22 protein-coding genes and 1 pseudogene are annotated in these 22,190 nt (G+C 58.7%); 6 read left to right on the forward strand and 17 right to left on the reverse strand.

Annotated elements, in window-relative coordinates:
• The first annotated feature begins 386 nt into the window (after positions 1–386).
• Positions 387–1,322 (forward strand): AraC-like ligand-binding domain-containing protein, encoded by a 936-nt coding sequence (locus ACXX83_RS06690; protein ID WP_015095807.1) that lies wholly within the window; start codon positions 387–389, stop codon positions 1,320–1,322.
• Positions 1,323–1,339: 17 nt separating this feature from the next.
• On the opposite strand, the pseudogene ACXX83_RS06695 reads toward ACXX83_RS06690, so the two are convergent.
• Positions 1,340–1,459, reverse strand: a pseudogene (locus ACXX83_RS06695) (tyrosine-type recombinase/integrase); the annotation flags it as partial.
• 404 nt (positions 1,460–1,863) lie between these two features.
• Between ACXX83_RS06695 and ACXX83_RS06700 the strand changes: the two are divergent.
• Positions 1,864–2,043: a hypothetical protein gene (locus ACXX83_RS06700; RefSeq protein ID WP_217837828.1), complete on the forward strand. Its 180-nt coding sequence runs from the start codon at positions 1,864–1,866 to the stop codon at positions 2,041–2,043.
• A 44-nt stretch (positions 2,044–2,087) separates the two neighbouring features.
• On the opposite strand, the gene ACXX83_RS06705 is transcribed toward ACXX83_RS06700, so the two are convergent.
• The 11 genes from ACXX83_RS06705 to ACXX83_RS06755 form a co-directional block, all read right to left on the reverse strand.
• The gene (locus ACXX83_RS06705; protein ID WP_458547914.1) at positions 2,088–3,563 is read right to left on the reverse strand and encodes a DUF1254 domain-containing protein; all 1,476 of its coding nucleotides are present in this window, start codon (positions 3,561–3,563) and stop codon (positions 2,088–2,090) included.
• Between the two features lie 198 nt (positions 3,564–3,761).
• Positions 3,762–4,220 (reverse strand): DUF6130 family protein, encoded by a 459-nt coding sequence (locus ACXX83_RS06710; RefSeq protein ID WP_458550163.1) that lies wholly within the window; start codon positions 4,218–4,220, stop codon positions 3,762–3,764.
• A gap of 391 nt (positions 4,221–4,611) precedes the next feature.
• Positions 4,612–4,953: a hypothetical protein gene (locus tag ACXX83_RS06715; protein ID WP_102699313.1), complete on the reverse strand. Its 342-nt coding sequence runs from the start codon at positions 4,951–4,953 to the stop codon at positions 4,612–4,614.
• Between the two features lie 104 nt (positions 4,954–5,057).
• Entirely contained in the window at positions 5,058–5,873 is an 816-nt protein-coding gene (locus ACXX83_RS06720) for an HpcH/HpaI aldolase/citrate lyase family protein (RefSeq protein WP_458547915.1), read from the reverse strand.
• The gene (locus tag ACXX83_RS06725) at positions 5,870–6,712 is read right to left on the reverse strand and encodes an HTD2 family dehydratase (RefSeq protein WP_007975735.1); all 843 of its coding nucleotides are present in this window, start codon (positions 6,710–6,712) and stop codon (positions 5,870–5,872) included. The genes ACXX83_RS06720 and ACXX83_RS06725 overlap by 4 nt, the downstream gene beginning before the upstream one ends.
• A 25-nt stretch (positions 6,713–6,737) precedes the next feature.
• Positions 6,738–7,682 carry an electron transfer flavoprotein subunit alpha/FixB family protein gene (locus ACXX83_RS06730; protein ID WP_458547916.1) on the reverse strand — a complete coding sequence of 315 codons (945 nt, stop codon included), beginning with the start codon at positions 7,680–7,682 and terminating at the stop codon, positions 6,738–6,740.
• A 16-nt stretch (positions 7,683–7,698) separates the two neighbouring features.
• Entirely contained in the window at positions 7,699–8,448 is a 750-nt protein-coding gene (locus ACXX83_RS06735; protein WP_458547918.1) for an electron transfer flavoprotein subunit beta/FixA family protein, read from the reverse strand.
• A gap of 37 nt (positions 8,449–8,485) precedes the next feature.
• Positions 8,486–9,688 carry a CaiB/BaiF CoA transferase family protein gene (locus ACXX83_RS06740; protein WP_458547919.1) on the reverse strand — a complete coding sequence of 401 codons (1,203 nt, stop codon included), beginning with the start codon at positions 9,686–9,688 and terminating at the stop codon, positions 8,486–8,488.
• A 19-nt stretch (positions 9,689–9,707) separates the two neighbouring features.
• Positions 9,708–10,871 (reverse strand): acyl-CoA dehydrogenase family protein, encoded by a 1,164-nt coding sequence (locus ACXX83_RS06745; protein WP_458547920.1) that lies wholly within the window; start codon positions 10,869–10,871, stop codon positions 9,708–9,710.
• A 68-nt stretch (positions 10,872–10,939) separates the two neighbouring features.
• On the reverse strand, positions 10,940–11,536 hold the full coding sequence (locus tag ACXX83_RS06750; protein ID WP_126050607.1) for a thiamine pyrophosphate-dependent enzyme: 597 nt from the start codon (positions 11,534–11,536) through the stop codon (positions 10,940–10,942).
• The gene (locus tag ACXX83_RS06755) at positions 11,524–12,063 is read right to left on the reverse strand and encodes a thiamine pyrophosphate-binding protein (protein WP_015095797.1); all 540 of its coding nucleotides are present in this window, start codon (positions 12,061–12,063) and stop codon (positions 11,524–11,526) included. Before ACXX83_RS06755 ends, ACXX83_RS06750 begins: the two co-directional genes overlap by 13 nt.
• Before the next feature lie 566 nt (positions 12,064–12,629).
• Here ACXX83_RS06755 and ACXX83_RS06760 point away from each other — a divergent pair.
• Positions 12,630–13,934: a dicarboxylate/amino acid:cation symporter gene (locus tag ACXX83_RS06760; RefSeq protein ID WP_015095796.1), complete on the forward strand. Its 1,305-nt coding sequence runs from the start codon at positions 12,630–12,632 to the stop codon at positions 13,932–13,934.
• A 56-nt stretch (positions 13,935–13,990) separates the two neighbouring features.
• Here ACXX83_RS06760 and ACXX83_RS06765 read toward each other — a convergent pair whose 3' ends face one another.
• The 4 genes from ACXX83_RS06765 to ACXX83_RS06780 are packed head-to-tail and all read right to left on the reverse strand — an operon-like array spanning position 13,991 to position 17,167.
• Entirely contained in the window at positions 13,991–15,205 is a 1,215-nt protein-coding gene (locus tag ACXX83_RS06765) for a pyridoxal phosphate-dependent aminotransferase (RefSeq protein WP_458547921.1), read from the reverse strand.
• Positions 15,202–15,840, reverse strand: a complete 639-nt coding sequence (locus tag ACXX83_RS06770) for an RraA family protein (RefSeq protein ID WP_126052986.1) — start codon at positions 15,838–15,840, stop codon at positions 15,202–15,204. Before ACXX83_RS06770 ends, ACXX83_RS06765 begins: the two co-directional genes overlap by 4 nt.
• Positions 15,840–16,502 carry an RraA family protein gene (locus ACXX83_RS06775; protein WP_458547923.1) on the reverse strand — a complete coding sequence of 221 codons (663 nt, stop codon included), beginning with the start codon at positions 16,500–16,502 and terminating at the stop codon, positions 15,840–15,842. Before ACXX83_RS06775 ends, ACXX83_RS06770 begins: the two co-directional genes overlap by 1 nt.
• On the reverse strand, positions 16,502–17,167 hold the full coding sequence (locus ACXX83_RS06780; RefSeq protein ID WP_458547924.1) for an RraA family protein: 666 nt from the start codon (positions 17,165–17,167) through the stop codon (positions 16,502–16,504). Before ACXX83_RS06780 ends, ACXX83_RS06775 begins: the two co-directional genes overlap by 1 nt.
• A gap of 105 nt (positions 17,168–17,272) precedes the next feature.
• On the opposite strand from ACXX83_RS06780, the gene ACXX83_RS06785 reads away from it, so the two are divergent.
• From ACXX83_RS06785 to ACXX83_RS06795, 3 genes are all read left to right on the forward strand, one after another.
• Positions 17,273–18,166 (forward strand): LysR family transcriptional regulator, encoded by an 894-nt coding sequence (locus ACXX83_RS06785; protein ID WP_007980868.1) that lies wholly within the window; start codon positions 17,273–17,275, stop codon positions 18,164–18,166.
• Between the two features lie 156 nt (positions 18,167–18,322).
• Positions 18,323–19,141 (forward strand): alpha/beta fold hydrolase, encoded by an 819-nt coding sequence (locus tag ACXX83_RS06790; RefSeq protein WP_458547925.1) that lies wholly within the window; start codon positions 18,323–18,325, stop codon positions 19,139–19,141.
• A gap of 153 nt (positions 19,142–19,294) precedes the next feature.
• The gene (locus tag ACXX83_RS06795; protein ID WP_458547926.1) at positions 19,295–20,749 is read left to right on the forward strand and encodes an alanine/glycine:cation symporter family protein; all 1,455 of its coding nucleotides are present in this window, start codon (positions 19,295–19,297) and stop codon (positions 20,747–20,749) included.
• Positions 20,750–20,810: 61 nt separating this feature from the next.
• Here ACXX83_RS06795 and ACXX83_RS06800 read toward each other — a convergent pair whose 3' ends face one another.
• On the reverse strand, positions 20,811–22,187 hold the full coding sequence (locus tag ACXX83_RS06800; RefSeq protein ID WP_407800372.1) for an MFS family transporter: 1,377 nt from the start codon (positions 22,185–22,187) through the stop codon (positions 20,811–20,813).
• Positions 22,188–22,190 lie beyond the last annotated feature (3 nt).

Genomic DNA, 22,190 nt, shown 5'->3' on the forward strand with positions numbered 1-22,190 from the left:
AGATGCATGGGACACCTCATCAGTTGTGGTTGGAGGGGCACGGTGTGGGGTAGAAGTTAGGCGGGGACGACGCAGTACGCTTGGCTCGTACGGACAACCGTTTGGCTAGAAAGGACAGGCTCTGAAAACAGGAATACGATGCGCTGAATTGGTGCGCGCACTCCGTCAGGCGGCGAATGCATGTATTGATAACGGGCAGGCGTCATCCTTGTGAAGCGTTAGCGGGATTCGCTCACGCAGCCTCTATCCCGAGCATGCGAGCGTCTGGCATTTCAGGCGCACATGACGTTGGCAACCCGAAAGGGGGAGTGGCCTGCTATTTGCTAAGCAGGGAATCAACGTTACCGTCGCCCTTATTGTTCAGTCGCCGCCGTGAGGTGAATGCCATGAGCCATAGCAATCAGTATTCAACTCTCGCCGTTGCGGCTCCACGTCGCTTTGATTACTGGAAGGAAGTGGTGTGCCGTCATTGCCTGGCGGCGGACAGCAAACCGTTGGCGCAGAGCGATTTCGACGGGGTGCTGGAGGTGCACGGCATGGGGCCGCTGGACATCTGTACGCTGTCCTCGCCACTGCATTATTGGGAGCGCGCCCCCCGGCACTTGCGCAGCGGTCCGGATGAGGATCTGTGGCTGGGTTTCACCCGGCGAGGCTATGGTGAACTGGAGCAGGCAGGGCGCAAGGCAACGCTGGCGGCGGATAGTTTGTTTCTTTATGACGCATCCCAAACGTTCCGATTCAGTCTGGGTGGTACCGAGAACCACCTGGTCCGCATTCCGCGACAGTTGCTCAGCCAACGGTTGCCAGGCGTAGCAGGTTGCACCGCCGTAGTTCTGGACGATCGCCGTCCAGGGGTGATTCCGTTGCGCGAGATGTTGCATCAAGCGGCGAGCATTCCTGCGAGTTTTCAAGGTGAGGGGTTATCCAGCCGTTTTTCCAACACCTTGCTTGACCTGCTCGCGATTAGCCTGGAACTCCAGGACTTGAGGACGACTCATGACGAGCTGGATCTTTATGGTCGGATCATGAACTACATCCGCCAGCATCTGACCGATCCGGACCTGTCGATCGAACGCATCGCTCAAGTGCATTATGTGTCCACGCGAACCGTCACGCGCGCGTTCGCCCGTTATCAGAAAACGCCAGTCGCGGAGATCTGGAAGGAGCGTCTGATCGCCAGTCGTGAGGCTATAGAACGCGGTCAGGTACGCAGCATTTCTCAAGCTGCACTGGATTTCGGATTCTCCGATTTTTCCCATTACAGTCATGCTTTTCGCAAGGCTTTTGGTATGGCTCCTCATACACTCTTGCGCCGCAATTGAGCAAGGTCGCTCGCCATAGCGGGGCGAAGGTTTTCCTCCCGACAGAGATTCGCTGCTCTCACCCGCGCTTTCTTCCAGGCCGAATCATTCATTCGGTGCATCGCATAGCCGTTGTACGGAAAAAGCCAGTCCTCTGACCATGCTGTAGGCGTCCACCCACTCATCCAGCTCGATACGATCAAACACCACGCTCTGTGTTCCGATAAGCAATTGCGTGATCGCCTTGCCCCCCCAGCTTGTCCCTGCAAGTCCCGCCAAGGCTCCCATAGACATATTTTTGATGATTATTGATTTTCTAATCCCCCCTTCAGCCGTTTTAAATGCGCCTCGAGGAAGGTAAGCAAAGGCAGGTCCTGCAGTTCGCTTTGACGCAAGCTTCTAATACTGCAAATTCCGCATCTGTAGAGTCTGCTCCTCCTCACCTTGTGTACTGTTTTCCCCACGCCTTCAGCCGGGACACGCAGACGAAAGTTCACACGCCGTATTTCGGTTTTTCCAGGTTAGAGACTGAGTTAAACCGCAAAAAGGGAGGGATTGCAGGATGCTGATAAAAATCGAAAAAGCGCGGACACCGCAAGACTGGAATGTCTGGATGAACGCGTGGTGCGTCACGTTTCGCAGCTATGCCGAAGCCTTGGCGTTCGTGAGCAGATTGGAAGGCCGGATAAATGCACCGCACCTGTTGCCTGTCAGCGAAGACAGGCTTGTACTGGAACGGTAAACCCCCCGACAAATGCCGGGGGGCTGCGCGATCTGGCGCGTGTTCTATTTCGATACCACGATGCCTGCTGGCTTCCAGGTGCCTTCGCCAGCCGGCAGGACTGAAGGCGGTGCCTCCTTGGGCCAATAGAGGCGCATCACCAGGTAAATCGGGCCGTCGGGGGCGGGCAGCCAATTGCTTTCCAGCGCCTTGCCGGGCGAGTTCCGTTGGATGTAGAGGGTCAGCGATCCGTCGGCGTTCTTTTTCATGCCAGGCAGCATGGGCGAGTTCAGTAGATAGCGGTCGATCGGGTTCTTGATAAGGAGCTGTGTCTTGCCGTCGTACAGGGTCACCGACCAGAAGGCGTTCACTGGAGGTAGTTGCCCCGCCGGGAAGGTGAGTGTGTAGTTATGCTTGCTGCCATCCAGTGGCTCGCCGGTCGCGGTTGTGCGGGTGATGGGGTAAGTGGCTTCCACGGCATCGTTGCCGTAAATGCCACCTTTGGCGGCGCCGGCGCGCTTCAACCAGTCGCCATTGTAGAAATGGCGGTCGCCAAAGTACGAACCGATGCCCCAGCCATTGACGTTCTTGAGTCCGTCGGACGACCACTTGTCCACCTTCTCGTCACCTTCCTTCATGCCCAGCAGGACAGCGGCCTTGTGCTCGAGCGAGAGGTCCTGGAGCTTGAAGCTCTTGCCCGGTCCAATGCCGATTTTCGCGATTCGAGCCCGAATTTCCCGGTCTTCCGGTGTTGGCGGTACGTACTGGAGTGCGGCGTCAAGATACTCGAAGAAGTTCTCCTTGATCCCCGCGGTGGTGCTTGGAGGGAAATTGATAACCGGCGAAGCAGGCGCCGCCGGTTGCTTCAAAAACGCCGACAGCGGCTGGACTTTGTAGCCGGACTGGACCTTGATCACATTCGGCATGTCCTTGGGATTGAAGAGCTGGGTTCGGTAGCCGGCCACCGTGAAGGGCGTTGTCGAATAGAAGACTTTGCTGATGCCGGGTGGCATGGAGCCCTTCCAGTCAGGCCCGACCACCATATAGTTACCCGGGCCGTTCCCCGTGGTGCGGCTGCCGATGTAGCCGTAGTTGTAGGTGTTGCCGTCGATCAGTTGCACCGAGTAATAACGTTTCTTTTCTACTGCAGGTACCGTGAGCACCATGGGCTCGGCGCGCAGATCCAGCCAGAGGAAGGAGTAGGGGGTATCGCTGTTGGGCGTGACGATGGCCGTATCCTGGTAAGTGAAGACACGGGGTTCGTTCTTGATCTGGTTGAAGGGGGCCTTGAACTGCGGGCCGCTTTTGTCCACGGCGTACTCATACATCACCGCATAGTTCATTACGATCGGCAGTCCATAGATGAAGGCTTCCTCGGCGATGGCCTTCGTTTCCGTGAGGCTGGGCGCGGCGATGCCCTTGGCTGCATCGGCTTTCTCGGCCTGGGCCACGGGGTCGTTTTTGCTGGCACAGCCTGATACAAGCGCCACCGAAACGGCAGCGATGGCGATCCATTTGATGCATGAATATTCCGGTTTCATCCTTTGTCGCTCCCGACCAAGATCCTCTCTGCCCTGGACGTCTTGATCAGCGTTTGAACACGCCGAGACTCCAGCTGGTTTACTGCCGTATCTGAGCGTAGGCCATTAAGCAAACCTCCGCTATTGACTGGGGAACAGCCAGTATTGGAGGCAAACTTCTTCGATTGCGGCAAAAAGACAACTGAAGCGAAGTGGCGACTAATGAGGGGCGTCAGCCGGTTTCTTTTCCGGAACGATGAAACGCACTGTCGTACTGGTAAGGACTTTGTGAGTCGGGTCGGCCACTTCAAGAAGAACCTGGTGAGTGCCGGGGGGCAGTCCGACCAGGATTATCGGGTCTTCGCTGGTGTGCGCCCATGTACCTTTCCAGTCGTCGACGGTCACGTGAAGGTGCCCGAGGCGGGGTGATACATCAGCCGCCGCTTTACCAAATACCGGCATGATCCTCGCGTGCTCTGTGCGGTATTGGATAATGACGACTCCGCGGGCAAGGGGCTCGGCAAGCGGCGGTTCGGCAATGAGTCTTGGCGCCGTCTCGGATTCCAGGGGAAGTATTGCCGGTGGGTGGTAGGTGTCTGTGGCTCCTTCACCGCGCGCGGCTGTGCAAAAGAACACCGCCAAAGCAAAGGCCAATGGATTTCTGAGAGAGAGGGACATGGTGTTTTTCTTCCGCGTGATCTCATTCAAGCCTAGATCAAACCGAGCCCCAGTCATTGGGTGTTTCAGCCCAAAATGTAGGGTAAGCGAACCCCTTGTTGGGGAATGTTTCACGACCCGAATAGACCTTTTTCAGTGCAATCGCTGGGCCCGGGCTTTACCTGTGCCAAATGGCTTGGATTTTGCTCGGGTGCTGATACTGAAGCATTCATTGAATGCGGTATCCGGAGATTCGAGCCATGTGGGCAAAAACTCTGCTTCTGGGCGTCATGTTTGGAGTCGGGATCGTTACCAGCGGCTTGGCTACGAGCATGATTCTGTTTTGGTACGAGTTGTTTTAACCACCATCCCCCGCTTCTTCATGGTCCCTGGTGGCCGCGGTTGCGATGGTCTATGCCTGAATTCCCATCTCACCCTGTGCGGCTTGTAACGCTCGCTCTTCGGTCAGCGGCATTAAAGTTGGCTGCGCGTTACTGGCGTGCGAGTAAAGAAAGTAGTGCCCTGAATCGTCCAACAATATCCGGTGCAGTTCTGATGGCCGAAAGTTGTTACCGATATGAATGCTTTCCTTGATGATCTCGAAAGACTTGATCCCATGCTGTCGCATTGCAGTTTCAAAGGCCTCGTAAAGACCTTCTCTGCGGCCTCGATTGTTTCGAGCATTGAGCTTGAAAAAAACCACCATCAGCACGGCATAGCTGATGAGGAGTATCACAAGGGCGCTAGGGCGCATGCGTGGAGCTCCATGTCCTCTCAATCGCTGTACCTTTTAGTGTAGGCGCGTTACGGGTGAAGTCTTCAGTTCATCCCGAGGTCATGGAGCGTGCTGCGGTTGAGTCAGGTCGCGCGCGCCAGGATCGCCTGCGCACGGCCTATGACAGGCGCATCGACCATTTGCCCATCGAGTACGAACACACCTTCTCCCGAACGGGCGGCGTCCATGATGCGTTGTGCCCAGAGCAGTTCCTCCAGGCCGGGTTTCAGCGCTTGATGGATAATCGCCACTTGGCTCGGATGGATACATAACGCGCCACCAAATCCCATGTCGCGGGCAAACTGAACGGCGCTGTGCAGGCCGACGGTGTCCTGTATCGCCGGAAATACACCATCCAGCGCCGGAGCGAGACCGGCCACTCGAGTCGCGAGCAGTACTGCGTATCGAGCGTGACTCAGAAACTCTTTGGCGGCAGGGCTACCGGTGGTCAAATTCAGGTCCAGGCCCAGGTCAAGACTTCCGAATGACAAGCGCTCAACGCCCTGGGCCTGGGCAATCGCCTGGAGTTCGGCCAGGCCCTGGGCGCTTTCGATGATGGGCCAGATCGGCTTTTGAGTATTGGCAGCCGTGAGGACGTGCTCTGCGCTTTCCGTTTTGGGCAGCAAAATGCCGATCACGCCAGCGTGTCGTCGACAAATCTCTAGATCCGCCGCGTGGGCCCAGTGATCCGGAGCATTGACTCGTACCAGAATCCGGGCTTGCGGATGGTCACTCAAGAAGCACTCCAGGTTATCCCTCGCTTGTTCCTTGAGGTTCTCCTGCACGGCATCTTCCAGATCGACAATGACCCGGTCCGCACCGGTAGCGATGGCTTTGGGTATGCGCTCGGCGCGCGTGGCCGGGACAAACAGCGCGGTGCGAACAATGGAGGTATTCATGGTGTTTCTCCCAAGCTGAACTCGACTTCGCCGATCTGCGCCGTACCGTCCTGATTGCCTGCCCACAGCTGTGCCTTGCCGCTATCGATCAGGCGTCCGCCGACTTCGAAGGGCTGAGGCGAAATCAAGGGGCGGACGCCTCGGAAGGTGAAGCGCTTCAAGCGAGCGTTCGGGTGCGCTTTGGTAAACGCGCGCAAATTCAGAGTGGCGATCAGGGGACCATGCACCACCAATCCAGGGTAACCCTCGGTCTGCGTGACGTATGGCCAGTCGTAGTGAATCCGGTGGCCATTGAAGGTGACGGCCGAGTAACGGAACAGCAAGGTTGGGGAGGGGACGACCAGGTCCCGCCATTGGCCTTGCGGGATCGCTTCGGTGCCGCTCAGTTTGGGTGGAGTGGGTTCGCGATAGACGATGTCCTGCTCATCCTGCAGGGCGCGTTTGCCGTCCTGAAAATACTCATGGCGCACCGTGACGAACAACAAGGAACCCGTGCGCCCGTGCTTCTCTTCAACGTTGAGAATGGTTGACACGCAGGTCACGTCAGCCTCCACCGTCAACGGCTGGTAAAACTCGAGTCGACTGCCCGCCCACATGCGGTTGCGATTGTGGGCGGGCGGCAGGAATCCACCAAGCGCCGGATGACCGTCCGGACCCAGTTCATCGGCGGTAACCGGTTCCTGAAAAAACGCCCAGTGCCACAAAGGCGGCAGCGATTCACCCGACCGGGGTGCCGGCTCGCCCAATGTTGCGGCAATACGTTTGACCAATGTAAAACTGATCCGGTCCTGGCTTTCCTGACGACGTCCAATCCAGGCGGAAAAATCGGAACTGCTCATATTTATCGCTCCCGTCGGTCGATAATCAGGCCAGGGCGGCCATTTCCGGAATCGCTTCAAACAAATCCGCCACCAGGCCGTAATCGGCCACCTGGAAGATCGGCGCTTCTTCGTCCTTGTTGATCGCAACGATCACTTTGGAGTCTTTCATGCCGGCCAGGTGCTGGATTGCGCCGGAGATACCGACGGCGATGTACAGCTGTGGCGCAACGATCTTGCCGGTCTGACCGACCTGCATGTCGTTCGGAACAAAACCTGCGTCGACCGCGGCGCGCGAAGCACCCACAGCAGCGCCCAGCTTGTCGGCCAGGGCGTACAGGTGTTTGAAGTTGTCGCCGTTCTGCATGCCACGGCCGCCGGAAACGACGATCTTGGCAGCAGTCAGTTCCGGACGATCGGACTTGGCCAGTTCTTCGCCGACGAAGCTGGAGATGCCAGCGTCGTGGGCAGCGCCTACGGCCTCAACAGCAGCCGAACCACCGGTGGCGGCAACCGGGTCGAAACCGGTGGTACGCACGGTGATGACTTTCACCGAAGCGTTGGACTGAACGGTAGCGATAGCGTTACCGGCGTAGATCGGACGCTTGAAGGTGTCAGCGCTTTCAACCGAGATGATCTCGGAGATCTGGTCAACGTCCAGGGCAGCGGCAACGCGCGGCAGGATGTTTTTGCCGTTGGAAGTGGCGGCAGCCAGGATGTGGCTGTAGCCCTTGCCGCCCGCTTCTTGAACGAGAGCAGCGACCAGTGGAGCAACGTTTTCCGGCAGCTGGTGAGCGTAGGCAGCGTTATCGGCCACCAGCACTTTCGCCACGCCAGCGACTTTCGCAGCGGCTTCCGCCACGGCGCCAGAGCCCTGGCCTGCAACCAGAACGTGGATGTCACCACCGATTTTGGCGGCGGCAGCCACAGTGTTCAGCGTGGCCGGAGCCAGCACTTTGTTGTCGTGTTCGGCGATTACCAAGATAGTCATGATCCGACTCCTTAACTCAAAGCACCTTCGCTTCGTTTTTCAGTTTCTCGACCAGTTCAGCCACCGACTTGACCTTGATACCCGCGCTGCGTGCAGCTGGCGCTTCGACTTTCACGGTCTTGTTGGTGGAGGCGGTGGAAACGCCCAAAGCGTCCGCAGTCACTACTTCGAGAGGCTTCTTCTTGGCTTTCATGATGTTTGGCAGAGACGCGTAGCGCGGCTCGTTCAAACGCAGGTCGGTGGTAACGATGGCTGGCAGTTTCAGGGAAACGGTCTGCGCGCCGCCGTCGATTTCGCGAGTCACAGCCACGCTGTCACCGCTGATTTCGACTTTCGAAGCGAAGGTGCCCTGACCATAGCCGCTCAAGGCAGCGAGCATCTGACCAGTCTGGTTGTTGTCGCTGTCGATGGCTTGTTTGCCAAGGATCACCAGCTGAGGCTGTTCCTTGTCGACAACGGCCTTCAACAGTTTGGCAACGGCCAGGGAAGTCAGGTCTTCGGCGGACTCGACGAGGATGGCGCGGTCGGCACCCAGAGCCAGCGCGGTGCGCAGTTGCTCTTGAGCGGTGGACGGGCCAATCGAAACCACGACGATTTCGTTCGCTATATCCTTCTCCTTCAGGCGTACGGCTTCTTCCACGGCGATCTCGCAGAACGGGTTCATCGACATCTTGACGTTGGCAAGATCGACGCCGGAATGGTCCGCCTTGACGCGAACTTTCACGTTGTAATCGACCACGCGTTTCACAGCTACCAGGATCTTCATGGGGCAGTGTTCACTCGGAAATAGTTGTTCGTTGCAGTCAGATGGCCCCGGCGGCACGCATCTCTTCAATGCGCTCCGTCCCTAGCCCCAGTTCCTTGAGCACCTGTTCGGTGTGCTGGCCAAGGCCCGGCACGGCATCCATACGAGGCTCGAACGCACTGTTGCTACCGGGCGGGATCAAGCTTGGAATGGGGCCGGCAGAGGTTTCGACTGCTCGCCAACGGTCACGGGCCTGAAGTTGCGGATGGTCCCAGACACCTTGCATATCGTTCACTCGAGCGTTAGCGATTTGCGCATGGTCCAGGCGATCAATCACCGCATCGAAGTTGAGTGTGGAGAACGACTCAATGATCAGTTCCCGTAGCGCATTGCGGTTCTCAACACGTTTGAAGTTGGCCGAGAAACGCGGGTCTTTTGCCAGTTCAGGCGCAAGCAGAACCTTCTCGCAAAACAGCTGCCATTCACGCTCGTTCTGTAAGCCCAGCATCACGGTGGTGCCGTCACCAATGGGGAAGGGGCCATAGGGATAAATGGTGGCGTGCGCGGCACCAGCGCGAGGCGGCGGCGGTGCGCCGTTGTAGGCGTAGTACATCGGGTAGTTCATCCACTCGACCAGGCTTTCCAGCATCGACACATCAAGGTGACTGCCTTCGCCGGTACGTTCGCGCAACAGCAGGGCAGACAGAATCCCGGTGTAGGCGTACATGCCGGCCGCGATGTCGGCGATCGAGCAACCAGCCTTGGCCATTTCTTCATCGCTGGGGCCGCCGGTGACCGACAGGAATCCGCCTTCACTCTGGATCAGCAGGTCGTAGGCTTTCTTCTTCTCATAGGGGCCACCGGCGCCATAGCCTGAAATGTCGCAGACGATCAGGCGCGGAAATCGCTGGTGCAACACCTCAAATGACAGTCCCATTCGCGCAGCGGCACCGGGTGCCAGGTTCTGCACCAGCACATCGGTGGTGGCCAGCAAACGGTCCAGCACCTCAGTGGCCGAACCTTGCTTCAGGTCCAGGGTCAGGCTTTCTTTCGAACGATTGGTCCAGACAAAGTGCGAGGCCAGACCGTTGACGCGTTGATCGTAGCCCCGGGCGAAATCGCCCGTGCCTGGACGTTCGACCTTGATCACCCGGGCGCCGAGATCGGCCAGTTGTCGGGTACAGAAGGGCGCAGCAATAGCGTGCTCAAGGCTGACGACGGTCATGCCATCGAGCGGACGGAGGCCTTTGGGCTGGCTCATGAGGGTATCTCTCTTGTTATTAGAAAGAGCGCGGCAGCTCGAGCAGGTGTTCCGCCACGTAGGACAGGATCAGGTTGGTGGAGATTGGCGCGACCTGATACAGACGGGTTTCGCGGAATTTGCGCTCGACGTCGTATTCGCAGGCAAAGCCGAATCCGCCGTGGGTCTGCAAGCAGGCGTTAGCCGCTTCCCAGGACGCTTTCGCTGCCAGGTACTTGGCCATGTTGGCGCTGGCCCCGGCGTTGAGGCCGCTGTCGTATTCTTCGCAGGCACGCCAGCGCATCAGGTCAGCCGCTTCGATTTCGATATAGGCTTCGGCGATGGGGAACTGCACGCCCTGGTTCTGCCCGATCGGGCGCCCGAACACCACACGATCACGGGCGTAGGCGCTGGCCTTTTCGATAAACCAGCGACCGTCGCCAATGCATTCGGCAGCGATCAGGGTGCGTTCGGCATTTAGCCCGTCGAGGATGTAGCGGAAGCCTTTGCCTTCCTCGCCAATCAGGCTGTCCGCAGGGATTTCCAGGTTGTCGAAGAACAACTCGTTGGTCTCGTGGTTGACCATGTTGGCGATCGGCTGCACGGTCATGCCATTGCCGATGGCTTCACGCAGATCCACGAGGAAGATCGACATGCCTTCAGACTTCTTCTTCACTTCGGCCAAGGGCGTAGTACGTGCCAGCAGGATCATCAGGTCGGAATGCTGGATTCGCGAGATCCACACCTTCTGCCCGTTGATCACGTACTTGTCGCCGCGTTTGATCGCGGTGGTCTTGATCCTGGTGGTGTCGGTACCGGTGGTGGGCTCGGTCACCCCCATCGATTGCAGACGCAGTTCACCGCTGGCCAGTTTCGGCAGATAGTAGCTTTTCTGTGCATCGCTGCCATGACGCAGCAGGGTGAACATGTTGTACATCTGGCCGTGAACGGTGCCGGAGTTACCGCCACAGCGGTTCACTTCCTCGAGGATCACCGACGCCTCGGCCAGCCCGAGGCCGGAGCCGCCATATTCGACAGGAATCATCGCGGCCAGCCAGCCGGCGTCGGTCAGTGCCTTGACGAAGGTTTCCGGAAAGCCTTTTTCTTCGTCGACTTTGCGCCAGTAAGCGGCATCGAATTCAGCGCACAGGGCGCGTACGCCCTCGCGGATGGCATTGAGTTCTTCAGAGTTGCGGTCGGTCATTTTATTATTTTCCTCAACGCGTCACGCATGGCATCGGCCCTGCGTGACCGGATCCGGGTAGGGCGCAATCAGATCGGGTTGAAACCCAGCGCGGCACGAAAGCGATTCTTGATGTAGTGACCATCACGTGGCGGCAGTACACGTGGCGGGTTTTGCGCTTTGATCTTGATCGTTGCTAGCTTGACGCCGTCGCGGGTAGCGAAGCGTTCGCGCAGGTTGTGTACGCCTTCCATGTCGCGAATTTCGTCGGTCCAGCTGAAGCCGCAGGTCTTCGCCACCTGGTCCAGGGAAATTCCGAAACCGGCGTGGCTGACTTGCATGCCGGTTTCGCCAAAGTGCCCGTTATCGAGTACGGCGATGGTCAGGTTGGCGGGTTTTTGCAGCGCGACCGTGGCCAGTGCGCCGAAGCCCATGAGCAACTCACCGTCACCGGTGACCACCACCACAGACTTGTCCGGCTGAGCGTTGGCCAGGCCCAGCCCGACCGTGATGGCGCTGCCCATGGCGGCCCAGAGGTAGTAATTCAGATCGTTGTCACCGGCCGCCATGACGTCATAGGACGCCGAGCCCAGGCCGGTCACGACCAGCACGTCTTTGCGGTCGGCCAGCAAGGCCTTGACCACTTCGCGGCGACACAGGGTGTGGTTTGCGCTTACTTGACCCATTTCTTTTCTCCAATCAGGCGCTGGCCGAGCAGCAAGGCAGTGGCGCAATCACCGTTGAACGCCATGGTCGCGGCACCGTGCAGCAGCGGGGCGACATCTGTAGGCACGTCCGCACGCCAGGTCATGACCTTCATCAGGTTCAAAGAAGCTTCGGTGGCCTGGCCCATCGGGTTCTGCCACGCGTTGAATTCGGCCCAGTCGCCGCGCATGGTGACCACCATCAACAGCGGGAAACCGGCACACACCTGAAGTGCCAGGGTGTTGATGCAGTTGCCGACACCACTGGATTGCATCAGGAGGGCGCCACGCTCACCGCCGAGCCAGGCGCCGGCGAGGTAGCCGATGCCTTCTTCTTCGGTGGTGAGGACTACGGCCTTGATGTCCGGGTCGGCATACGACATGCGGATGGCCGCCGAGTGACCTGCATCCGGTACGAAGACCACGTGTTTGACGTCGTGGGCCTTGAGCACGCGGAATACGTCCTCCTGCCAATCCTGTCCCGCGGTTTGTTCAGCTTCTGTTGACATGCCCATCTCCCAAGCAGTGCTGCTTTTGTGTTTTCACACATTCTGGGAGCGCTGAAGGAGAACGACGACTACCGTTTTTGTCTTTGAGATATGCCCGTTTTATATAGCTGGATGGTGAATGCGTGGCGCAGTGGTGAGCGGCGATAACCACAAAATATGGGCAGCGGGAAACCGACAAGTCGTCGTTCACGAAAGCGCCGGGCTTGAGCGCGCTGTCATAGCATTTGGGCATATCTGGTAGAGCGTGATCGGCTCTTATTGGGGGAGCATGACTAGCGTAGTTTTCGGGACACGTCGGTACAGCAAGTAACCGACGCAACCACAACTATAAGATCCGAGGATTGCACCTATGTATGACAGCCTCCTGCAGTTGGCTTGCCCCGTCCTGTCCGCTGTCCATGACCTGTTCCACCCGCATCCATCCTCGGCCTGCCATTACAGGCACTTTGCACTTGCCTTTTTCATTCCGTAGCACCGTGGCTGTCCTTGCGCTTTTCAACGTTATCGCGTGATTACGCGGGCGTTTGCCCAAGCTACTTTCCAGAAAATACGACAACAGGTGCGTTATGAAAAACAGGCTACCGGCCGCGGCAGGCATTCTGATCGCCATGCTGCTGGGGATCGCTATCGGCTACATGATTTTCCTGAACTTTCCAGACAAAGCGGCGGCGACCCGGATCGCCGGGTACATCTCGATCATCTCTGACATTTTTCTACGCCTGATCAAGATGCTCATAGGTCCTTTGGTGTTTTCGACATTGGTGGTGGGCATCGCACACATGGGGGATGCATCCGCTGTCGGTCGTGTATTTGGCAAAGCGCTGGGCTGGTTCGTCACCGCTTCATTGATATCATTGTCGGTGGGGTTGGTCATGGCCAACATCCTGCAGCCAGGGCACAACCTGGGGTTGCCGTTACCAGACGTCACTAGCGCCACCAATCTGCAAACGTCTGTGTTCACCCTCAAGGACTTTATGACGCATCTGGTGCCCAAGTCTTTCGCGGAGGCCATGGCCACTAACGAGATTTTGCAGATCGTGGTGTTCTCGCTTTTTTTCGGCGTGGCATTAGCTTCCCTGGGTAAGAAAGCCGAGGGGCTGATCAATGTCATCGAGGAGCTGTCCCAGGCGATGCTGAAAGTCACCGGTTATGTGATGAAACTCGCGCCGCTGGCTGTGATGGCAGCCATGGCCGCGACCGTGGCCATTAACGGACTCTCCATTCTGGTCAAGTTCGCCGTCTTCATGCGAGACTTCTATTTCGGCCTGATCGTACTCTGGGCGATGTTGATTTTTGCCGGCTGGATGTTCCTGGGGCGGCGTGTATTCAAGCTGGTGGTGCTGATCAGGGAGGCTTTCCTTCTTTCTTTCGCCACAGCCAGCTCCGAGTCGGCTTACCCGAAGATTCTTCACGCACTGGACCGTTTCGGAGTCAGGCGCAGGATCTCCAGTTTCGTCATGCCCATGGGGTATTCCTTCAACCTCGACGGCTCGATGATGTACTGCACGTTTGCCGTGCTGTTCATCGCTCAGGCCTATGGCGTCGAGATGTCGATCGGCACGCAGATCACTATGTTGTTGACGTTGATGCTGACCTCCAAAGGCATGGCCGGCGTGCCGCGCGCTTCGCTGGTGGTCATCGCCGCGACGCTGACCCAGTTCGATATTCCTGAAGCCGGTTTGCTGCTGATTCTGGGGATCGACACCTTCCTCGATATGGGCCGCTCGGCCACTAACGCGGTGGGCAATTCCATCGCCACGGCAGTGGTGGCGAAATGGGAGGGCGAGTTGATGAGTGAGGATGAGGCCGAGCGAGACGCCGCCGCGCTGGACGCTTCGGGTGAGGTGGGGGAGAAACCGCTGACTGTCTGACCCGTGCCGAAAAAACGAAACCCGGCAATGGCCGGGTTCGTTCAAACACACTTGGGTTAACGCAGGGCGCTACAGAACGTGCTGATGGCCTCGCAGGCCTTGCGCAATGAAGCGTCATCCAGGGCGTAGGCGATGCGAATGTAGGGGCCAAGGCCAAAGGCGCTGCCATGCACCACCGCCACATTCGCTTCGTCAAGCAATGCGTGGGCGACATCTTCATCGGTGAGTAGCGCTCGACCGCCCGCGGAGGCACGACCGATCAGCCCCGCGCAGGAGGCGAACGCGTAAAACGCCCCGGCTGGGCTGACGCATTCAAGACCAGGTGTGGCGTTCAAAAGCTCCACCATCAAATCGCGACGGCCCTGGAACGCGGCACGGCTTTCGCGGATGAAGTCCTTGGGCCCCTCCAGCGCGGCGAGTGCGGCCTGTTGCGAGATCGAGCTTGCACCTGAGGTCTGCTGACCTTGCAGTTTTTCCATGGCTTCCAGCAGCCAGCGTGGCCCGGTGGCAAAACCGATGCGCCAGCCAGTCATGGCATAGGCCTTGGAAACACCGTTCATGGTCAGGGTTCGCGTGGCGAGCCGTGGTTCAACCTGGGCGAGGGTATGGAACGCTTGATCGTCGAAGATCAGGTGTTCGTAGATGTCATCGGCCAGAATCAACACGTGAGGATTGGCCAATAGCACTTCAGCCAGGGCTTGAAGTTCCTCTCGGCTGTACACCGCACCGGTCGGATTGGACGGCGAGTTGAGGATCAGCCAGCGCGTCCGGGGTGTGATCGCCTCGGCCAGCGCCGCGGCCGTCAATTTGAAGCCGGTATTGGCCTCGCAGGTCACGATCCGGGCTTCGCCACCGCACAGCTGAACCATCTCCGGATAACTGACCCAGTAGGGTGCCGGGATGATGACTTGATCCCCCTCGTTGAGGGTCGCGGCCAGGGCGTTGTAGATCACCTGCTTGCCACCGTTGCAGACGAGGGTGTCTTGCCAGGTGACGTCCAGGCCGTTTTCGCGACGGAACTTGGTGGCCACCGCTTCTCGCAGTGAGCGTACACCGGCGACCTGGGTGTAGCGCGTGTGCCCGTTCTCGATGGCCTCAATAGCCGCTTCACGTACATGTCCGGGCGTATCGAAGTCTGGCTCGCCGGCGCACAGCGAAATGATCTTCGCACCTTGCGCCCGGCGTTCAGCCACCCGATCGATTATCCGATAGGTCGCCGACGGCTGTGCACTGGCCAGGCGTTGATTGAGTCGTTGGATATCGGCGGTCATGCCCGGGTCCTCCACGCTGTCAGGTTCATCAGTTCGAGCGTCGAACGACCTTCGGTCAGCGCCTGCATCATCTGTGCTTCCTTGCTTGCGCGGGCTTCACCTTCAGCGAGGGTACGGGCCGCATCTTCCTTGGGAATGATGATCACACCATCATCGTCCGCCACTACCAGATCACCGGGCGAGACGTGTGCACCGTTGAAATTGAATGCCTGCCCGACCGAGGGAGCGCTGACCTTTACGGTGCCTTTGACCGAGATACCTCGGGCAAACACCGGAAAGTGGCGTTTTTTCAGGGCGGCGATGTCACGAACGCCGCCGTCTATGACCAAACCGACAACACCCGCCGCTTCGGCGGCCACAGTGAGCACTTCGCCCCAGTAACCGGCGATGAAACCTCCGGTACCCACCACCAGCACGCTGCCGCGAGGCACGCGTTCCATGGCCAGGTGCAACGCCAGGTTGTCACCCGGCGAGCATTCCAGCGGGTAGGCCGGCGCGGCAATGAAAGCACCGTCCCAGACGGGACGGATCGCGCTGTCGACTGCACAGGGCAGATGGGATGCTTCATACAGCGTCGAACTGCCCAGGACTTTTGCTCGTTCGTGGAAATTCAACGGGAGGGGGAGCGTGGTCATCAGACTTTCCTCTGCAGGCTGTGGTAACCCAGTGCGGTCCGGGCTTCCTTGAGGGTTTTTCCTTGAGCGATCAGGGCCCGGATATCGGCTTCGACCGACTCGATCTGGCGGGCGCACGCGGCCACCTCAGCTGCCCGGGCGCGAGGCACAATCACCACGCCGTTGGCGTCGGCTACCACGATGTCACGGGCACACACCCGGGCCGTGCCGACGGACACTGGCTGATTGACGGATTGAACCTGCACGCGGTCCTTGCCGGTGCGCATGAACCGGCCTTTGCTGAAGATCGGATAGCCGTCACCCAGCGCCTTGTTCACGTCACGGCATACACCGTCGATGACCGTTGCGGCGATCTGCCGGCTGCCGGCGTACTGGGTCATGATGTCGCCCCATACCGTGCAGTCGGTGCGGCCACTGTTGTCGATCACCACGACGTCACCGGGGAGCACGTCTTCGATGAAATCGCCCACGGTCCCTGGCGGCACGCTGGCCGAAACGTACTGCACGGTGAACGCCGGTCCGACGATGACCTTGCAGTAGTTGTCCAGCGGTGCCACGCCCAGGCATTGGCCTGGCAGGCCGAGTTTGTCCAGGGCATCGGAGACGCCAGGGGTGTCCAGGCCTTCAAACAGGGCCACAAGTGCTTGGTCTTCAGGATTCATCAGGAACGCTCCACCTGGATAGCTTCGAATTGGGTGTCATGCATCACTTCGGCCACTGAGCGGCCGCTGCGAACAGCTTCCACCATGCCGTCCTGGCGACGGGTAATACGCTCGCCAAGATCGACGACCTTCTCGATGTACGCGTGGGGCACGAACACCGTTCCGCAGCGATCGGCGATGACATAGTCGTCTTCGCTGACGTCGACACCCGCCACATTGATCGTCACGGCGGCATCGATCTGCACTACCCGATTGCGCGCGCTGATCATGGTGACGCCACGGCCATAGACCGGATAGCCAATCGACTCGCTGCCATCGATGTCGCGGCTGAAGCCGTCGATGACGGTGCCGCGCACCTGTTTGCCGGCCGCGGCGTTGGCAAGAATGTCGCCCCAGCAGGAAATGCCCTCGATACCGCCGGCGATCACCAGCACGCGGTCGTTGCTGTCGATCTGCTCCACTACCGGGGTGATCAGATGCACGGTGGGTGCGCTGTCGGTTTTTGGCGCCAGCAACACGGTGCTGGCGCGACCGACGATCTTCGGGCAGTTCCACAGTGGGCGTAGCCCCACGGTGGCACCGGCCAGGCCGAGGAAGTCTAGGGCGTCGGATACCGTGTTGGTATCCAGCGCCGCCAAGCGATCGAGCACACTCTTTTTGTTCATGGGGTAGCCCCTGCGATGACGGAGGCGACCAGTGTCGACGAGGCGATTTGATAGGTATATTACTAATCACAGAAGCGTTAGATACGCTAAACCTATGGAAAAATCATGATCAATTTCCGTCTGATCCGTCACCTCTGGCTGTTCCTGGCCGTCGCCGAAGAGCAGAATTTCGGCCGTGCAGCCAAGCGGCTTGGCATGTCTCAGCCTCCCCTGAGCGAACAGATTCAGGTGCTGGAGCAGGCACTCAAGGTCCAACTGTTCGAGCGCTCGCGACGCGGGGCGAAACTGACCCCCGTGGGGGCGGCGATTCTGCCGGCGGTGCGTAAATTCGCCGAGCAACTCGAGCGCCTGGAACTGGCGGTTGAGGAGGCGGTAGCGGGACAGTCGGGGATGTTGACCATCGGCGCCATCTCCACAGCCATGTTCGACGTACTGCCCGGTCTGATCGAACAGATGAAGGTCGATTACCCGAACCTGACCGTATCCGTGCGGGAAATCGACAGCGTAGAGGCCGTTCCGGCGCTGGAAGCCGGTGATATCGACCTGGCCTTCGCCCGCCTGGACGGTGATCTGGGCGCCTCGATCCAGTCACTGCCATTGCTGGAAGATCGCCTGGTAGTGGCGTTGCCCAGTGACCACCCATTGGCTGCGCGCACGCGTATCAGTTTGTCCAGCCTGGCCAACGAACCTTTGGTGATGTTTTCGCGAAAGGTCAGCCCGGTGTATTTCGACAACTTGATTGCAACCTGCCGAGCCAGCGGATTTTCCCCTCGCGTGCTGCACGAAGTGCGTTCTGTCGCTTCGCAAATCGCCTTTGTCAGCTATGGGCAGGGCATCGCCCTGGTACCGGCATCCTTGAAAAAAATGGCACCGGATAACGTGGTCTTTCGATCATTGAGTCAGAAGCTCAACGTGGTGACGACGGCGGTGGCCTGGAATGCGGATCGGCCCAATCCGCTCATAGCCGAAGTCATTGCCCGATTGCGGAAAAAGGCCTGAGACGGGCGAGGGCGGCGAGTGGGCGATCAACGATAGGTTTGGCGTATGGAAACCTTCCACAATTAGGAATTTACATAAGACTCCAACCGGCTGAAATTGGGCCTGTCGCCGATGACCTGTTTCGGCGGCAGACTTATCGTCCAAGGAGTCATTTACGTGACCGCATCCGAAACGTTCACTCATACGCAGGTCCCGTTGACCGTCGAGGGCGTCCAGCTGAACGTCGCCGCCATTCATCGAGATGGCAACCTGACGCCGATCGTGTTTCTGCATGGTTTTGGTTCCACCAAAGAGGACTACGCCGACATCGTGCAGCACGCGGAATTCGCCGGGCATCCCTTCCTCGCCTACGACGCACCGGGCTGCGGTGAGAGCCAGTGCAGCGACCTTTCCAGTATTTCTATTCCTTTTCTGCTGCAGACCGCATTACAGATGCTGGAGCATTTCGGTATCGAGCGCTTCCATCTGGTCGGCCACTCCATGGGCGGACTGACTGCGCTGATGCTGGCCCATCAGTTCCCGGAACGGGTAATCAGTTTCGTCGATATAGAGGGCAATATTGCCCCGGAAGACTGTTTTCTCAGCCGGCAGATCGTCGATTTTCCAAGCGATGATCCAGAAAAATTCTTCACGGCTTTCATCGAGCGTGCCCGGCAGGCCCCGGCATACGCCAGCGCACTCTATTCGGCGAGTCTCAGGCACAAGGTGCGTGCCGGGGCCGTGCGGGGGATATTCGAGTCGATGGTCGACCTTTCCGATAACGCCGACCTGATGAGCAAGTTTCTCGGCTTGAAGTGCCCGCGAATGTTCATGTACGGCGAGCAGAACGCTTCACTGTCCTACCTTTCGCACATCGAGGCCCGAGGCGTGCGTTTGGCGCCAATTCCGGCCTGCGGCCACTTCCCCATGTACTCCAACCCCATTGCGATGTGGAAACAGATCGCCGATTTCCAGACCGGCAGTCGAACCGGGTAAGTCCGATCGCCCCGAGTGCTCCCCGATGTATCGCGCGAGCCTGACAGGGGGGCTCGCGCTTGCTATTCAACGCGCTTCATCCCACATGCCTGCCACGGCGATGTGTGAGAGCGCGTGCATGCCTGTAATCCATAACAACAAGAGGTGCAAATCATGCTCGAAGTCATAAACGGCTTTCTTTCCGGAAAGCTTCTGATCGTGCTCATCGTAGGCCTGGGTGGCTATTTCACGATTCGTTCACGCTTTGTCCAGTTTCGCCATTTCCTGCACATGTTCGGAGCCTTTCGCGATAGCGTGCAGAAGAGCGCCGGTCAGATCAGCTCGTTCCAGGCCTTGATGCTTAGCCTGGCGGGTCGCGTAGGGGCGGGCAATATCGCCGGGGTCGGGTTGGCCGTGACGTTGGGCGGGCCCGGTGCGGTGTTCTGGATGTGGGTGACCGCGCTGGTAGGCATGTCCACCAGCTTCTTTGAGTGCAGCCTGGGGCAGTTGTACAAACGATGCGACGCCAAGGGACAGTTCCGGGGTGGGCCGTCGTATTACATCCAGTACGGACTGAAACAGGCGTGGCTGGGCAAGGTCATGGCCGTGTTGCTGCTGGTGACTTTCGGTTTTGCCTTCAACGGGTTGCAGTCCCATGCCGTGACTCACTCGCTGAACAATGCGTTCGGCTTCTCTACGACTTACTCCGGCATTGCGATTGCCGTATTGCTCGGCCTGGTATTCATGGGGGGCATCAAGCGCATCGCTGCCGTTTCGGACCTGTTGGTACCGGTCAAGACACTGGCTTACATTGGCGTGACCGTTTATGTGATCGTGCTTCAGTTTGATCATGTGCCCGGCATGTTGGTGACCATTTTCAAAAGTGCCTTTGGCCTGGACCAAGCGTTCGCCGGTCTGGTTGGCAGTGCCATCGTCATGGGCGTCAAGCGCGGGGTGTTTGCCAATGAGGCGGGCCTGGGCAGTGCGCCCAACGTAGCCGCCGTGGCGAAAGTCGATCACCCGGCGGCCCAAGGGGTGGTTCAAGCGTTCAGCGTCTTCCTGGATACCTTTGTGATCTGTACCTGCACGGCGCTGCTGATCCTGTTGTCGGGTTTTTACACGCCAGGCTTCGAAGGCGACGGCCTGGTACTGACACAGAACGCACTGGCAGCTGTGGTCGGGGACTGGGGGCGCACGTTCATCAGCGTGGCGTTGGCGCTGTTTGTCTTCACGTCGATCCTCTACAACTACTATCTGGGCGAAAACAACCTGCGCTTTCTATTGGGTGATAATCGCGCGGCGGTGATGGCCTATCGGGGCTTGGTGTTGCTGTTGATCCTTTGGGGCACCGTGCAAAACCTGGGTACGGTCTTCGCCTTTGCCGATATCACCATGACGCTGTTGGCCTTCGTCAATCTGATCGCCCTGGCGCTGTTGTTCAATGTCGGCATGCGCCTGCTGCGTGACTATGACCGGCAGCGCAAGGCCGGCATCAAGACGCCGATCTTCGACTCCAGCCAGTTCACGGATCTTGATCTTGATTTGCAGGCATGGCCCCGTCGAGAAAAGGTCGGCAACAGCTTCCCCGAATCTGTAACGCCGGTAGCACCTGCACCTTCCATACGATGATGAAAAAAGGGCCCATGACAAATCATGGGCCCTTGAAGGTCGTCTGGGGATGCTCCGTCAATCAGACTCGCGCAGCATGCGGCTTTACACATCCCTTCAGGCCGGTACGTTCTTCAATCTCGCCTGAGCCACTGATATAGCCGTAACGCGACAGGTTTGGCATCAGCATCGCGGCAATGAAGGTGATGCTCACGACCGCCGCTACGTAGAAGAAGAAATACGCCTCGATGCCCTGTGAGCGAAGCGACAAGGCCACGTATTCGGCAGTGCCGCCAAATGCGGCATTACCCACCGCATAGGGAAATCCAACCCCCAATGCACGTACGGCAGGCGGGAACAGTTCGGCTTTGACGATCCCGGCAATCGGCGTATAGAGCGACGCAATGGCCAGGCCGCCAAACACCAGCACGAATGCCATGAACGGGTTGCTGACCGACTGTAGCGAGTAGAGCAGGGGGATCACCAGCAACATGGCCAGCCCGGAAAACATCAGCATGTGCGCCTTGATACCGATGCGGTCGGCGAGCAAGCCGAACAACGGTTGGCAAAGCATGAAGCCGATCAGGGCCGCCGTCATGATGAAGCTGACCGTTTCCGGATTGAAACCGGCGGAGATCACCAGGAACTTCTGCATGTAGGTAGTGAAGGTATAGAAATACAGCGAACCGCCGATGGTGAACGCCACCACCAGGGCAACTGCGCGTTTGTGTTTGAACATGCCGCGCAGAGAGCCGGCATCCTTGCGACTCATGTCTTTCTTGTTGGCGGTTTCATGCATGGCGCGCCGCAGATACACCACCACGATCGAGCTCAGCGCGCCGATGAAGAACGGAATCCTCCAGCCCCACTCGCGCAACTCTTCGCCGGTCAGGGTTTGTTGAAGAATGACTACGGTCATCAAGGCCAGTAACTGACCGGCAATGATGGTGAAGTACTGAAATGAGCCATAGAAGCAGCGGCGGCCCGGTGTCGCGATTTCGCTGATGTAGGTGGCGCCGGTGCCGTATTCCGCACCGACCGACAGGCCCTGAATCAGCCTGGCAACCACCAGCAGGATCGGCGCCGCGACGCCGATGGTTGCGTAGGTCGGCATGACGGCGATCAGCAGCGAGCCGGCGCACATCATGAATACCGAAATAATCATAGAGACCTTGCGACCACGAGTGTCAGCGATCCAGCCGAAAATCCAGCCACCGAGCGGGCGCATGAAAAAACCGACGGCGAAGACGCCCGCGGTCGCCAGTAGCTGGCTGGTGGTGTCGCCTTTGGGGAAAAACGAAGCGGCAAAGTAGATGGCGGTATAGGCGTAAATGAAAAAGTCGTACCACTCCACCAGATTGCCCGAGCAGGCACCCATGATGGCTTTGACGCGGTTCGGCGCTCTCATCGCAGCGGTTTCGGCTGAGTGGTCTTTGGCGTCTGGGATTGATGCGGACATGTG

Source organism: Pseudomonas sp. GNP012 (assembly GCF_054343835.1).

What these genes read in the sequence shown, in the direction of transcription:
- ACXX83_RS06785 (WP_007980868.1), top strand. Translation starts at nt 17,273, where the DNA reads ATGATCAATTTCCGTCTGATCCGTCACCTCTGGCTGTTCCTGGCCGTC.
- ACXX83_RS06800 (WP_407800372.1), bottom strand. Translation starts at nt 22,187, where the DNA reads ATGTCCGCATCAATCCCAGACGCCAAAGACCACTCAGCCGAAACCGCT.
- ACXX83_RS06745 (WP_458547920.1), bottom strand. Translation starts at nt 10,871, where the DNA reads ATGACCGACCGCAACTCTGAAGAACTCAATGCCATCCGCGAGGGCGTA.
- ACXX83_RS06765 (WP_458547921.1), bottom strand. Translation starts at nt 15,205, where the DNA reads ATGACCGCCGATATCCAACGACTCAATCAACGCCTGGCCAGTGCACAG.
- ACXX83_RS06700 (WP_217837828.1), top strand. Translation starts at nt 1,864, where the DNA reads ATGCTGATAAAAATCGAAAAAGCGCGGACACCGCAAGACTGGAATGTC.
- ACXX83_RS06735 (WP_458547918.1), bottom strand. Translation starts at nt 8,448, where the DNA reads ATGAAGATCCTGGTAGCTGTGAAACGCGTGGTCGATTACAACGTGAAA.
- ACXX83_RS06690 (WP_015095807.1), top strand. Translation starts at nt 387, where the DNA reads ATGAGCCATAGCAATCAGTATTCAACTCTCGCCGTTGCGGCTCCACGT.
- ACXX83_RS06715 (WP_102699313.1), bottom strand. Translation starts at nt 4,953, where the DNA reads ATGCGCCCTAGCGCCCTTGTGATACTCCTCATCAGCTATGCCGTGCTG.
- ACXX83_RS06725 (WP_007975735.1), bottom strand. Translation starts at nt 6,712, where the DNA reads ATGAGCAGTTCCGATTTTTCCGCCTGGATTGGACGTCGTCAGGAAAGC.
- ACXX83_RS06740 (WP_458547919.1), bottom strand. Translation starts at nt 9,688, where the DNA reads ATGAGCCAGCCCAAAGGCCTCCGTCCGCTCGATGGCATGACCGTCGTC.
- ACXX83_RS06730 (WP_458547916.1), bottom strand. Translation starts at nt 7,682, where the DNA reads ATGACTATCTTGGTAATCGCCGAACACGACAACAAAGTGCTGGCTCCG.
- ACXX83_RS06755 (WP_015095797.1), bottom strand. Translation starts at nt 12,063, where the DNA reads ATGTCAACAGAAGCTGAACAAACCGCGGGACAGGATTGGCAGGAGGAC.
- ACXX83_RS06705 (WP_458547914.1), bottom strand. Translation starts at nt 3,563, where the DNA reads ATGAAACCGGAATATTCATGCATCAAATGGATCGCCATCGCTGCCGTT.
- ACXX83_RS06710 (WP_458550163.1), bottom strand. Translation starts at nt 4,220, where the DNA reads ATGTCCCTCTCTCTCAGAAATCCATTGGCCTTTGCTTTGGCGGTGTTC.
- ACXX83_RS06780 (WP_458547924.1), bottom strand. Translation starts at nt 17,167, where the DNA reads ATGAACAAAAAGAGTGTGCTCGATCGCTTGGCGGCGCTGGATACCAAC.
- ACXX83_RS06770 (WP_126052986.1), bottom strand. Translation starts at nt 15,840, where the DNA reads ATGACCACGCTCCCCCTCCCGTTGAATTTCCACGAACGAGCAAAAGTC.
- ACXX83_RS06760 (WP_015095796.1), top strand. Translation starts at nt 12,630, where the DNA reads ATGAAAAACAGGCTACCGGCCGCGGCAGGCATTCTGATCGCCATGCTG.
- ACXX83_RS06775 (WP_458547923.1), bottom strand. Translation starts at nt 16,502, where the DNA reads ATGAATCCTGAAGACCAAGCACTTGTGGCCCTGTTTGAAGGCCTGGAC.
- ACXX83_RS06795 (WP_458547926.1), top strand. Translation starts at nt 19,295, where the DNA reads ATGCTCGAAGTCATAAACGGCTTTCTTTCCGGAAAGCTTCTGATCGTG.
- ACXX83_RS06720 (WP_458547915.1), bottom strand. Translation starts at nt 5,873, where the DNA reads ATGAATACCTCCATTGTTCGCACCGCGCTGTTTGTCCCGGCCACGCGC.
- ACXX83_RS06750 (WP_126050607.1), bottom strand. Translation starts at nt 11,536, where the DNA reads ATGGGTCAAGTAAGCGCAAACCACACCCTGTGTCGCCGCGAAGTGGTC.